The organism is Bradyrhizobium sp. 33ap4, assembly GCF_032654765.1.
GTDB lineage: Bacteria > Pseudomonadota > Alphaproteobacteria > Rhizobiales > Xanthobacteraceae > Bradyrhizobium > Bradyrhizobium australafricanum.
In genome coordinates this window covers 1-12361 of the sequence record NZ_JAUMTJ010000114.1, presented here as the reverse complement: position 1 = coordinate 12361, position 12361 = coordinate 1, and the positions used below count along the sequence as shown (strand labels likewise).

Annotated in this window: 13 protein-coding genes; 6 read left to right on the top strand and 7 right to left on the bottom strand. The window is 64.6% G+C overall.

Features of this window, described 5'->3' with window-relative positions:
- Positions 1-232: 232 nt before the first annotated feature.
- A complete protein-coding gene (locus Q2M23_RS42380; protein WP_076827554.1) occupies positions 233-1726 on the bottom strand; it encodes an FAD-linked oxidase C-terminal domain-containing protein in 1494 nt (497 codons plus the stop codon).
- A 235-nt stretch (positions 1727-1961) separates the two neighbouring features.
- Here Q2M23_RS42380 and cycA point away from each other — a divergent pair, with 235 nt between their 5' ends.
- Positions 1962-2354, top strand: coding sequence for a cytochrome c-550 CycA (cycA, locus tag Q2M23_RS42375; RefSeq protein ID WP_018269764.1), 393 nt, complete (start codon positions 1962-1964; stop codon positions 2352-2354).
- An 89-nt stretch (positions 2355-2443) separates the two neighbouring features.
- Here cycA and poxB read toward each other — a convergent pair whose 3' ends face one another.
- Both poxB and Q2M23_RS42365 read right to left on the bottom strand, forming a co-directional pair.
- The gene (gene poxB, locus Q2M23_RS42370) at positions 2444-4180 is read right to left on the bottom strand and encodes a ubiquinone-dependent pyruvate dehydrogenase (RefSeq protein ID WP_168856526.1); all 1737 of its coding nucleotides are present in this window, start codon (positions 4178-4180) and stop codon (positions 2444-2446) included.
- 111 nt (positions 4181-4291) lie between these two features.
- Positions 4292-5254, bottom strand: coding sequence for an alpha/beta hydrolase (locus tag Q2M23_RS42365; protein ID WP_316399318.1), 963 nt, complete (start codon positions 5252-5254; stop codon positions 4292-4294).
- 359 nt (positions 5255-5613) lie between these two features.
- Here Q2M23_RS42365 and Q2M23_RS42360 point away from each other — a divergent pair, with 359 nt between their 5' ends.
- Positions 5614-5790 carry a hypothetical protein gene (locus tag Q2M23_RS42360; RefSeq protein ID WP_018269760.1) on the top strand — a complete coding sequence of 59 codons (177 nt, stop codon included), beginning with the start codon at positions 5614-5616 and terminating at the stop codon, positions 5788-5790.
- A gap of 97 nt (positions 5791-5887) precedes the next feature.
- Here Q2M23_RS42360 and Q2M23_RS42355 read toward each other — a convergent pair whose 3' ends face one another.
- Complete coding sequence (locus Q2M23_RS42355; protein WP_316399317.1) at positions 5888-6556, bottom strand: tetratricopeptide repeat protein; 669 nt, start codon at positions 6554-6556, stop codon at positions 5888-5890.
- Positions 6557-6679: 123 nt separating this feature from the next.
- Positions 6680-6805 carry a type B 50S ribosomal protein L36 gene (gene ykgO, locus Q2M23_RS42350; RefSeq protein ID WP_002718645.1) on the bottom strand — a complete coding sequence of 42 codons (126 nt, stop codon included), beginning with the start codon at positions 6803-6805 and terminating at the stop codon, positions 6680-6682.
- Positions 6806-7272: 467 nt separating this feature from the next.
- On the opposite strand from ykgO, the gene Q2M23_RS42345 reads away from it, so the two are divergent.
- The 4 genes from Q2M23_RS42345 to Q2M23_RS42330 all read left to right on the top strand — a co-directional run bounded on the left by Q2M23_RS42345 (position 7273) and on the right by Q2M23_RS42330 (position 10380).
- A complete protein-coding gene (locus Q2M23_RS42345; protein WP_316399315.1) occupies positions 7273-8157 on the top strand; it encodes an amidohydrolase family protein in 885 nt (294 codons plus the stop codon).
- Between the two features lie 164 nt (positions 8158-8321).
- On the top strand, positions 8322-9161 hold the full coding sequence (locus Q2M23_RS42340) for a dienelactone hydrolase family protein (RefSeq protein WP_316399313.1): 840 nt from the start codon (positions 8322-8324) through the stop codon (positions 9159-9161).
- Positions 9158-9901, top strand: a complete 744-nt coding sequence (locus tag Q2M23_RS42335; RefSeq protein ID WP_316399311.1) for a haloacid dehalogenase type II — start codon at positions 9158-9160, stop codon at positions 9899-9901. Before Q2M23_RS42340 ends, Q2M23_RS42335 begins: the two co-directional genes overlap by 4 nt.
- Before the next feature lie 5 nt (positions 9902-9906).
- A complete protein-coding gene (locus Q2M23_RS42330; protein ID WP_316399310.1) occupies positions 9907-10380 on the top strand; it encodes a YbaK/EbsC family protein in 474 nt (157 codons plus the stop codon).
- On the opposite strand, the gene Q2M23_RS42325 is transcribed toward Q2M23_RS42330, so the two are convergent.
- Positions 10377-10757 carry a hypothetical protein gene (locus Q2M23_RS42325; protein ID WP_168856521.1) on the bottom strand — a complete coding sequence of 127 codons (381 nt, stop codon included), beginning with the start codon at positions 10755-10757 and terminating at the stop codon, positions 10377-10379. The two genes, Q2M23_RS42330 and Q2M23_RS42325, sit on opposite strands and share 4 nt — an antisense overlap.
- A 141-nt stretch (positions 10758-10898) precedes the next feature.
- Positions 10899-11888 (bottom strand): tripartite tricarboxylate transporter substrate binding protein, encoded by a 990-nt coding sequence (locus Q2M23_RS42320; protein ID WP_316399309.1) that lies wholly within the window; start codon positions 11886-11888, stop codon positions 10899-10901.
- Positions 11889-12361: the final 473 nt, after the last annotated feature.

Genomic DNA, 12361 nt, shown 5'->3' with positions numbered 1-12361 from the left:
AAGGCCGCCTCCCAAAAAGAAGCCTTGAATCTGATTTGCTCTCAAAAGGGAATCCTTAGAGTCCACACCACCTAGTGTGCTGAAGGCGAAGTTCGTGCGATTTCGCGGCAGCCACTTTCACGAACTTCGCATTCACAAAGCACACTAGAATCAGAAGTTTGCTAGTGTCCTTATCGAATCCGAAGTTCGCTCCGAAGGTGCGGCAAATGATGGGAACTTCGGATTCGGGACACTAGAACCGCGGGATATCCGGGAAGGCCAGCTTGCCGGCGTGGACATGGACACGGCCGAGCTCGGCGCAGCGGTGCAGGGTCGGAAACACCTTGCCGGGGTTGAGCAGACCCTCCGCATCGAAGGCGCATTTCAGCCGCTGCTGCTGGTTGAGGTCGATCTCGGTGAACATGTCCGGCATCAGGTCGCGCTTCTCGATGCCGACGCCGTGCTCGCCGGTGAGCACGCCGCCGAGCTCGACGCAGCAGCGCAGGATGTCGGCGCCGAACGCCTCCGCCTTTTCGATCTCGCCCGGCTTGTTGGCATCGTAGAGGATCAAGGGGTGCAGATTGCCGTCGCCGGCGTGGAACACGTTGGCGACGCCGAGGCCGTATTTCTCCGAGAGGTCGCGGATCCGCGCCAGGGCCTTCGGCAAGGCGCCGCGCGGGATGGTGCCGTCCATGCAGAGGTAGTCCGGCGAGATGCGCCCGACCGCGGGGAACGCCGCCTTGCGGCCGGCCCAGAACAGATTGCGCTCGGCCTCCGAGGTCGATATCTGGCAGGAGGTCGAGCCGCAGCCTTGCGCGATCGCCTCGACCCGCTTGATCAGCTCGTCGACCTCGACCTGGGGGCCGTCGAGCTCGATGATCAACAGCGCCTCGACGTCCAGCGGATAACCGGCGTGAACGAACGCCTCCGCGGCGTGGATCGCGGGCTTGTCCATCATCTCCATGCCGCCCGGGATGATGCCGGCGCCGATGATCCGCGCGACGCATTCGCCGGCCGCCTCGACCTCGGCGAAGCCGACCATCAGCGCACGCGCCGTCTCCGGCTTCTGCAGGATGCGCACGGTGATCTCGGTGATGACGCCGAGCAACCCTTCCGAGCCGGTGATGATTCCCATCAAATCATAGCCGGCATTCTCGGCCGACTTGCCGCCGATGCGCAGGATCTCGCCACTCATCAGCACGATCTCGCAGCCGAGCACGTTGTTGGTGGTCATGCCGTATTTCAGGCAGTGCACGCCGCCGGAATTTTCCGCGACATTGCCGCCGATCGAGCAGGCGATCTGCGACGACGGATCGGGCGCGTAATAAAAGCCGGCATGCGCGACCGCCTGGCTGATCGCGAGGTTGGTGACGCCGGGCTCGGTGACCACGACGCGGTTGTCGAAGTCGATCTCGCGAATCCGCTTGAACTTGCCGAGCCCGAGCAGCACGCCGTCGGCAAGCGGCAGCGCGCCGCCGGACAGCGAGGTGCCGGAGCCGCGCGGCACCACCTTGATGCCCTGGCCCTGGCAATATTTGAGCACCTTCGACACCTGCTCGGTGGTATCGGGCAGCACCACGACCATCGGCGGCTGCCGATAGGCGGTCAGGCCGTCGGATTCATAGGCCAGCATCTCGGCGGCGCTGTCGATCACGCCCTCGCCCGGGACGATTGCGCGCAAGGCGGCCACGATTTCGGCGCGGCGAGCGAGGACGGCCTGGTCGGCCGCCGGCATCATGATGGACATCGTTGTTCCCTCGGCTGGGCTTTTGCCCTTCGCCGATTTGTTACGACAAATCAATCACGTCTGCACCTGTTTCAGTGCACCGGCCGAAGGTCGGATTGCCCCACCCCGCAATGGCGAGTTCTCTCTCGGACAAGCGGGCGGCCGCGAAACCTGTCAAAGTTTCGTGGCTTGTCCTGTCCAAGCCGGACATGCCACAAACGATCACTACCTCCCGGGACGAAACGAAGAGAACCCCATGAACCTAAAGACCTTGAGCGCGCTGGCGGTCGTCACATCGCTGGCTTCCGCATCCTCCGCGCTGGCGCAGGATGCCGCCGCCGGCAAGACCTCGTTCAATAAATGCCTCGCCTGCCACGCAATCGGCGAAGGCGCCAAGAACAAGGTCGGCCCCGAGCTCAACGGCCTCGACGGCCGCCATTCCGGCTCCGCGCCGGACTACAATTATTCCGATGCCAACAAGAATTCCGGCATCACCTGGAACAAGGAAACCTTCCTCGAATACATCAAGGACCCGAAGGCCAAGATCCCCGGCACCAAGATGGCATTCGCCGGCATCAAGAACGAGAACGAGGCCAACAACCTCTGGGCCTACGTCTCCTCGTTCGACAAGGACGGCAAGCAGAAGTAATCGGCGGTATCGGTCGCGCCGTCCGCCCGGCGCCTATGCCGGGGCGGACGTTAGAAGGGGATGGCCTTTCTTCGAAACGCCATCCCCTTTCAGCGCGGCAACAGATTGGTCTTGGCGAGATCGACCACCTCGTCGCCGCGGCCGCTCATCACCGCGCGCAGCACCCACAGGCTGAATCCCTTCACCTGCTCCAGCGTAATGGTCGGCGGCATCGACAGCTCCTGCGTCGCGGTCACGACGTCGAGCACCGCCGGGCCGTCATGCGCGAGCACGTCGCGGATCGCGCCCTCGAGCTCGCCGGGATCCTCCACCCTGACGCCGTGAATGCCCATGGCGCGGGCCATCGCCGCAAAATCCGGATTCTTCAGATCGACCCCGGTCTCGATGAAGCCGGCGGCCTTCATCTCCAGCGCGACGAAGCCGAGCACGCTGTTGTTGAAGATCACGACCTTCACCGGCAGCTTGGCCTGGGTCAGCGTGATCAAATCGCCCATCAGCATGGCAAAGCCGCCATCGCCGGACATCGACAGCACCTGCCGTCCCGGCTGCGCCGCCTGCGCCCCGATCGCATGCGCCATTGCATTGGCCATCGAGCCATGGACCCAGGAGCCGACCAGCCGGCGGCGGCCGTTCATTTTCAGATAACGCGCGGCCCAGATCGTCGGGGTGCCGACGTCGGCGGTGAACACCGCATCCTCGCTCGCCTGCTCGCTGAGCAGGCGCGCCAGATATTGCGGATGGATCGGCTTCTGGCCCGGCTTGCCGCGGGCGAGATCGTCGAGCCCGGCGCGGGCGTCCTTGTAATGCGCGAGGCTGGCATCGAGATGCTTGCGGTCGGTCTTCACATGGAGCTTCGGCAGCAGCGCGGCGATGGTCTCGCCGACCTCGCCGACGATGCCGAGATCGAGCTTGCAGCGGCGGCCGAGATTTTCGGGGCGGATATCGACCTGCGCGATGTTGATGCCGGTCGGGAAGAACTGCTTGTAGGGAAAATCGGTGCCCAGCATCAGCAGCACGTCGCAGCCGTGCATGGCGGCATAGCCGGAGGAAAAGCCGATGAAGCCGGTCATGCCGACGTCGTAGGGGTTGTCGTATTCGACATATTCCTTGCCGCCGAGCGCGTGCACGATCGGGCTCTTCAGCGTCTCGGCAAGCTTGATCAAGCCGTCATGCGCGCCGGCGCAGCCGCGGCCGCAGAACAGCGTGACACGTCGCGCGCCGTTGAGCAGTGCCGCCAGCGCGTTCAACTCGGTGTCGGCCGGACGCACCACCGGCGCCGGCGGCAGCAAGCCGGCATTCGGCGCGATGTCGCGCTTCGGCGCCGTCCGCATCGCGACGTCGCCCGGCAGCACCAATACGGCGACGCCGCGCTTGCCGACCGCGGCGCGGATCGCGTTCTCCAGCATGTAGGGCAGTTGCGCCGGATCCGACACCAGTTCGCAATAATGGCTGCATTCGCGAAACAGGTCCTGCGGATGCGTCTCCTGGAAATATCCGCCGCCGATCTCGGCCGACGGGATCTGCGCCGCGATCGCCAGCACCGGCGTGCGGCTGCGATGCGCGTCGAACAGGCCGTTGATGAGATGCAGATTGCCCGGACCGCAAGAGCCCGCGCACACCGCGAGCGCGCCCGTGATCTGGGATTCGGCGGCGGCGGCGAACGCGGCCACCTCCTCGTGACGCACATGCAGCCAATCGATCGTGCCGCGCTTGCGCAACGCCTCGGTCAGGCCGTTGAGGCTGTCGCCGACGACACCGTAGATGCGCTTGACGCCGGCCTGGGCAAGGGTTTCAGCGATGAGGTCGGCAATGTTGTCGATCCGCATGAGAGGTGTCCTTTGCTGCAATCCGAAACCGCGTGGGCTGCATGATGTTCGGCGCCACGCGGCGGCGCAAGCCTTGCCGGATCACATTCGCGCGGCGCAAATGCGCGGCAGCTATTGCGCCGTCACCGCGTCCCGCACCATCAGGCCGGCCATCGTCTCGATCTCGGACGCCACGAGATCGGGCACGACGTACTGCACCATGTGGCCTGTGTCCGGCAGCACGGTCAGCTTCGCGTTCGGCGCCGATGCGGCGAGCGGCCGCGAGTGGATGCCGGTCGAGACCGTCTTGTCGACGTCGCCCGAAATGATTGACAGCGGCGCCCTGATCTCGGCATAGCGCGGGGCCTGTTCGACAACGGCCGCCTTCAGCGTGACGAGGTCGCGCGCATTGGCGATGAACTCGCGCGGACGCAGCAGGAGCAACGACGGGCTGTCGCGGACGAAATCAGCCGGCACCGGCTGCGGCGCGAACACGCCGCGCGTAGCCGAATTGGCGACGAGGAAACCGAGCGGCAGCGTGATCGTGTGCGCAAGCAATGGTCCGATCAAAGGTGTCGAGATCGCATCATTGTAGCGTCCGGCGCCGCCGCGCCACGGATAGGCGACAGGGGCGAGCAGCACGAGGCCGGCGACGCGGTCCGGATGATCCAGCGCAATGCGCAAGGCGAGTGCGCCGGCCCAGGAATGCGCCACCACGATCGCCCGCTCGACGCCGAGCCTGGTCAGCGCCTCCACGATCATCCGGGCCTGGATCGCGGGCGTCGAATCCGCGACGCGCGCGCGGGTGCTCCAGCCGTGACCCGGCCGATCGATCAGGATCACCCGGCGCGCTTTGGCAACGCGATCGCCGAGCGGCTGCATCGCGCGGAGATTGGAGCTTGCACCATGCAGCATCACGACCGGCGGCCCGACCGCATCGCGCGGGCCGAGTTCGACCACATGCAGCCGCGCCCCGGCCACATCGATCATTCGCCCCTGCGGCGGGAAGGCCCGCTGGATCAGCAGGGCGCCGAGCTGTGTCACCAGCGCCAGGGCCAGCCCTGCGGCCGCCAGCGCAATGATTGCGGTCAACATCGAGGGGATCCGAAAGGTCTTAGGCACCTGATTGGGCACCTGACAATTACGACGAAGCCGAAATCAGGTTTCGCGCCGATGTGCCCCCTGCCAGGGCATGCTCTTGTTCGGAAAGCCAATTGTCGATTATCCGGCTCGCGCCCCGGCGCGGAGTTGTCCACAATGCGCCCAGCCTGTGGATAGCGGGTTCATACCTGCGTCATTAGTCATTTCATAGATTGGCGGTGGCAATTTCGCCATCAGACGCGAGGCTTCATCGAAACCGGGACGCCATTGGAACGCTTCCTGGTTTGTACACGGTATCCACAGGAACCGGCGTCCGAATGACGAGTTCAACGGGAAGTAATCGGAGGAGTACCATGATTTCCGACCCTAGCGATGCGGCCATCGATCAGATCGTGGCGAGCTGCAATGGCGACCTGCGCGGCGCCCTGAAGGCACTGTTGCTGGTGAATGAGCACCTGGAGGCGGAGCTTCAGCAATTCTATGCTGCCGTAGCCCAGGACACCGCGTCCCGCGGCAAGTTCTTGCACTAGCCTCCTGCGCCGGACCGGACCGCGAGCAAGCATCAAGCTCGCGAGCAACGTGTCCATTCGCGGCCATCGCCCCACGGTCGCGATCAATCGCACGCAATCAGATATCGCGGCCTTCGACCTTTTCGGTCAGCTGCTTGACGATCTGCGGCACCTTCTCGAGGTAGGGATCGACAGCCAGCGCCTTGCGGAAGGCGTCGAGCGCACGCTTGTCGTCGCCCATGTCCTGCATGATCATGCCGACGCCCGCCAGCGCGCCGAAATGGCGGGGTTCGCGGGTCAGCACCTGCTGCAGGTCTCCAAGCGAACGAACGTAATCGTTCTTCAAATAGTAGATCGTCGCACGCCGGTTCCAGGCCTCGACATAGTCGGGCCGGAGCTTGATCACCGCGTCCAGCAGCTTCAGTGCGACATCGACATTCTGGGCGTCGATTGCCGCCTTGGCACGCACCATCAACAGCGCCGCGGTATCGCTCGGGGTTTGCAGCCACAGCGCCCAGATCCGCGCCTCGACATGGCGGGCACTGTCCTCGTCGGGCGCGGCCTTCAGCGCGCCGAACAGGAAATCCAGCCCGCGGGCCCGGTCGGCCGGCACCTTCGGCAGCTTGGTCGGAGCTTCAGGTAGTTTTTTCTGGGCCCTGGGCGGCGGGACCACCCGCGGATCGTCCTGCGCGACGGCCGCAACGGGCATGGCCAGAAGCGCGGCAATCAGGATCGCCAGCCGGCGGTTGGTGGGCCCTAGGAACTTGAATCCGAGCTTTAATCCCATCGCCGAAGTCTAGACGCACAACGCCGCACTGCAAAGCAGCGCGGCGTCAAAGACCTGTGAAGGAAGGATCGGAATCGGCCGGCGATCCGGGCGGGATCGGCCTTGTCGATCAGATTTGGCGGATCAACCCTGGCGCGCCTTGAAGCGGCGCTGGACCTTGTTGATCACGTAGACGCGGCCCTTGCGGCGAACCAGACGGTTGTTGCGATGGCGGCCGCGCAGCGACTTGAGCGAGTTACGGACCTTCATGGGACAATCCTGTTACTTCGAAAGGCCCGTGTTGGAGGCCGTACCTGATCAATGCCAATATTTGGCAAAATGGGATTTATCCCGACAAGCGGCCTGCCGCCCGGGACGGCCGGGTTCTAAGCCATCGGACCGTTAAATGTCAACCGAGATGGGCCGATTTTCGGGCCTGTCCCGGCCGGGAACCCGCGCCAGGCACCGCGCCACGCCATTGAGATCGCTTCGGAAACGGCGACGACCACCAATTATCCGGACCAATGTCGGACCCGCCGTCGCCTTTTGACGATGGCGCCACAGCCGCCGAATCGAGTTTTCGTCCTCCTCGCGCCCGCCCCCCGGCCGAACCGGACCTCGCGCCGGGCCGAGCTCGGCCCGCGGTCATATTCCTTCAACCGCCACGGCGCTTGCGAAAATCGTTATATTATATAATTATTTTCCATCACCAATGAACACGCCGCCGGGGAAACCGAATGCCCAAGCTCAAACTGCCCGACATCGAAAAGGTCACCGCGATCGACATCCACACCCATGCCGAGGAGCCGTGCGGCATGCATGGCGACGACGGTTATGACGACTTCCAGGCGCAGATGGCCGACTACTTCAAGTCGCCGCACAAACATCCGCCGACCGTGCCGGAGACCGCGGCCTACTACCGCGCCAAGAACATCGCCGCGGTGATCTTCCCGGTCGACGCCGAGCGCGAGACCGGTTTCCGCCGCTACAACAATCACGAAATGCTCGAGGTCGCCTCCGACCATCTCGACGTGCTGATCCCGTTCGTCTCGATCGACCCGCACAAGGGCAAGCTCGGCGTCCGCGAGGCCCGCAAGCTGATCGAGGAATACGGCGTCCGCGGCTTCAAATTCCACCCGACCATGCAGGGCTTCTACGCCAACGACCGCATGGCCTATCCGCTCTATGAAGCCATCAATGACGGCGGCGCGATCGCGCTGTTCCACACCGGCCAGACCGGCGTCGGCTCCGGCATGCCGGGCGGCATGGGGATGCGGCTGAAATATTCCAACCCGATGTACATGGACGACGTCGCGGCCGATTTCCCCGACCTCAAGATCATCCTCGCGCATCCCTCCTTCCCCTGGCAGGAAGAGGCGCTGTCGGTCGCGACCCACAAGCCGAACGTCTATATCGACCTGTCCGGCTGGTCGCCGAAATACTTCCCGCCGGTCCTGGTCCGCTACATCAACTCGATCCTGCAGGACAAGATGCTGTTCGGCTCCGACTGGCCGGTGATCACGCCGGACCGCTGGCTCGCCGACTTCGCCAAGCTCGACATCCGCGAGGAGATCCGGCCGAAGGTCCTGAAGGCCAACGCGCGGAAGATTTTGGGCGTCTAGAGCATGATCCGGAAAAGTGCGAAGCGGTTTTCCCTCGCGACAAACGCGGAACGCGTTTGCGCGGAGATCATGGTCAAACAAGGAGATGAGATCATGATGCGATTCCGTGGAAGCGCATCATGATCTAAGGGAGTATTGTCGGCGGCAAGCTTCGGAGGTGGTTCATGACGAACTTCACCGGACTTGCCACCCTCTCCGCACTCCTGATCGGAAGCGCAGGGCTCTGCTGCGCGGCACGCGGCGGGCAGCCGCCCGCGTTCGTCGAATTCGAGAGCCCGCTTGTAAGTGCGCAGCCGCTGCAAGGCTATCTGCGAACACCCGATGGACCGGGCCCCTCGCCCGCCGTGGTGCTGCTGCACGGCTGCGGCGGCTTCTTCAAGCAACTCGACGAGCGCTGGGGCAAGCGGCTGGCGGCCTGGGCCTATGTCACGCTCACGGTCGACCGGTTCGGGCCGCGCGGCATCAGCAGCGCCTGCACGGGCGGCGCGCCGGCCGCAACCGTCCATGACGCCTATCGTGCGCTGAGCTATCTCGCGCGGCAATCGGCGGTCGATCCCGGTCGCGTCGCGGTGGTGGGGTTCTCGCAAGGCGCCTGGCTCGCCCTGCTCTCGGTCGAGCGTGGCGCGATCGAACATAACGCGGCAGAGAAATTCCGCGCAGCCGTTGCATTCTACCCGCCCTGCCTCAGCATCAAGGGCGACATGACGGTGCCGACGCTGATCATGGTCGGCGAGCTCGACGACTGGACGCCGGCCAAGGAGTGCCGGACCTTGGCCGAAGGCCGCGACGACTACGGCATCTCCCGGCAGAATCATGCGGGACACCCGATCGAGCTGATTGTTTATCCCGGCGCCTATCACGGTTTCGACGTGCCGCATTACAGCACGCCGGTGCAGCTGCTCGGTCATCACCTCGAATTCAACGAGGTGGCCAGGGATCAATCCATCGACGCACTCAGGAAATTCCTGTATGCGACAATCGGCGGGCAAGAGAGATCACAATGACCATCAAGGCAATCGTCTTCGACGCCTACGGCACACTCTACGACGTCCAGTCGGTGGCCGACGTCACCGAGGATGCGTTTCCCGGCTACGGCGACATCATCACGCAGGTCTGGCGCATCAAGCAGCTCGAATACTCCTGGCTGCGTTCGCTGATGCGGCGCTACCAGGATTTCGCTGTCGTAACCCGCGACTCCCTCGCCTACACGCTGCGCTGCCTCGGCCTGCAATATGACGCGGCGACCTTCGCCCGCATCATCGACAAATATCAGCATCTGGCGCTGTATCCGGATGCGGTCGGCGCGCTCGAGGCGATGAAGGACAAGAAGCTCGCGATCCTGTCCAACGGCAGCCCCGACATGCTGAATGCGCTGGTGCGCAACTCGGGACTAGACCGCGTGCTCGACGCGACCATCAGCGTCGATGCCCACAAGGTGTTCAAGCCGGCGCCCGAGGCCTACACGCTGATCGAGGAGGTGCTGAAAGTACCGCCGGCGGAGGTGCTGTTCATTTCCTCCAATCCGTGGGACGCCTGCGGTGCCAAGTCGTTCGGCCTCAACGTCGCATGGATCGAGCGGATGACGCCGCAAGCGATGGCGCTGGCCTGCGTCGAAAGCGAGACGGTCGCCCCATTGACGATGTTCAAGGCGCTACGTACCCAGATGGACGAGCTCGGCGTCGTGCCCGATCACCGGATCCACGGTCTCTCCGAACTTCCCGCCCTGGTGTCTGCAAGGTCCTGAACAACATGAGCCTCGAGTCTGTCCGCGCCTTCTTCGCCGAGAAGGCGCCCGAAATCTCCGTGATCGAATCCACCACTAGCTCCGCGACCGTCGTGCTGGCGGCGGAGGCCTATGGCGTCGAGCCGGCGCGGATCGCCAAGACGCTGAGCCTGCGGGTCGGCGACCGCGTGGTGCTGATCGTCGCCGCCGGGACGTCGCGGATGAACAACAAGAAGGTGAAGGCGGCGTTCGGCGGCAAGCCGAAGATGCTCGGCCTCGACGAGGTCGCCGACATCACAGGCCACGAGGTCGGCGGCGTCTGCCCGTTCGGGCTGAAGACGCCGCTGCCGGTCTATTGCGACGTGTCGCTGAAGGCGTTCGATGTCGTGGTGCCGGCGGCAGGCTCGACCCACAGCGCGGTCCGCATCACGCCCGACAGGATGGCGGAGCTGACTGCGGCCGAATGGGTCGACGTCTGCGAAGTCAGACCTGGGGACTAATCCTCATCGTCGAACGGCGGCCGCGATGGCGCCGGCTGCATCGGCTGTGGTGCGCGCGGCCGCTGCTGCATCTGCGGCTGCTGCGGCGCACGGCCCTGCGCTTGCGGCTGTTGGGCCCGCCCCTGGGTCTGCGACTGTTGCGCGTTTGATTCGAACACGGCGCGACAACTGTTGGAAAGTTGCGGCGTGTTCTGCCGCAGGCAAGCCACGATGCGCTGCACGTCGGGCACCTGGTCGCTGCAGAGCCGCCACACGTCCGGTGTGCACGCCATCTGCTGTTCCCAGGTTCCCCGATACTCCTCGGCGACGGCGGCCGTTGCCGTGACAGCTCCGCCGATCGCTATGGCAAGGCTCAGGACGATCCGCTGCGATCGCATGTCGGGCTCCCGTTGTTCCAGATACTGGCCCGCGCGCGCATGTTCCCGCGCCGCGATTTGCTCCAAAGCTGCCCAATGAATGCGGCCAAGGATCGTTCGCGCGGACAACTAAAAGTGAAGAGAGTTTGTCCCGGGAGTTCCCTATTCGACCTTGCCGATCTTCTTCACCGCCGCGATCAACCGCGCGCTGTCGTCTGCAACAAATTTTGAGAACGTCGGCGCGTCCATATAGGCGACCGGACTGCCCGCAGTCTCGAAAGTCTTGATCACCTCCGGCGCCTTCACGGCATCAGCCATCGCCGCGCGCAGCCGCTCCATGATCGGCGCCGGCAGCGCTGACTGCGCGAACAGTCCCGCCCAGATGTAGAACTCGACGTCCTTGTAGCCGAGTTCCTTGAAGGTCGGCAGATCGGGGAAGCTCGCGATCCGCTCGGCGCCCCAATTGGCGAGCACGCGCATCTTGCCGTCCTCGACCTGCTGCTTGAGCGTGCCCGGCGCCGACGCCAATGCCTGCACGGTGCCGGAAAGCAGCGCGGTGAGCGCCGGGCCTGCGCCGCGGAACGGCACGTGCAGCAGCTTTATTCCTGCGCTCGCCGCGAACATCTCCATCGCGACATGCAGCGTGCCGTACGGACCGGACGAGCCGTAAGGAATCTGTCCCGGGCGTTTCTTCGCATCGTCGACGAATTCCTGCAGCGTCTTCCACGGCGCCGAGGCCGGCACCGCGAGCAGCGTCGGGTCGGCAAGCACGCGCGCGATCGGCGCGAACTGCGACACCTCGTAGGCAACCGGACGATCGAACAGCCGGTCGGCTTCCGGCAGCACCGCGAGCGAGGACAGCGTCATCAACAGCGTATAGCCATCGGGCTCGGCGCGCGCGGCCTGCGCATTGCCGATCGATCCGCCCGCTCCGCCGGCGCGATTGTCGACGATCACGGGCTTGCCGAGGATACGCTCCAGCGCGAGCGCCACCGGTCGCGCCGCAAGGTCGGCCTGGCCGCCGGCCGGAAACGGCACGATCATCGTGATATTGCGGTTGGGATAGGCGGCTTGCGCAAACGCTGGCTTGGCGAGCGCAGCCTGCGCAAGCGGCAATGCGGCAGCGGCGCGCAGGAGTTCGCGGCGGTTCATCGAGAGTTTCTCCCCAATCATCTTTTTTGGCGATCGCAACCGATCGCGATGCCGCAGTCAGAGCCGCGGCTTGGTCGCATCGTGCAGGACCGGAGCGCTGATCTCAAGCGTCCCGCGCGTCGCATCTGACGCCGACTGACCGATGGGGAAGATCGAGCCTGGTCGGCCGAGTGCATGTTGAGATTCGATCGAATAACGACGGCGCTGTGCTCCCTCTTCCCGTTCTTACGGGGAGAGGGTTGGGGTGAGGGGCTGCCTCCGCGTAAACGGCGACAGTTGGACTTGTGGAGGCTCCCCCTCACCCGGAACGCATCTGACGATGCGTCATAGCCGAAGCTCCGCTTCGGCGTTCTTGAGAACGGCCGCCAAAGGCGGCCTATACCTCTCCCCGCGTGTGCAGGGGTGTCCGGGGAATGATTCACTGTGTCGCGGTGCATGCTCGGCAGGACCGAGGCAAATCGGTCTTTTCTGGT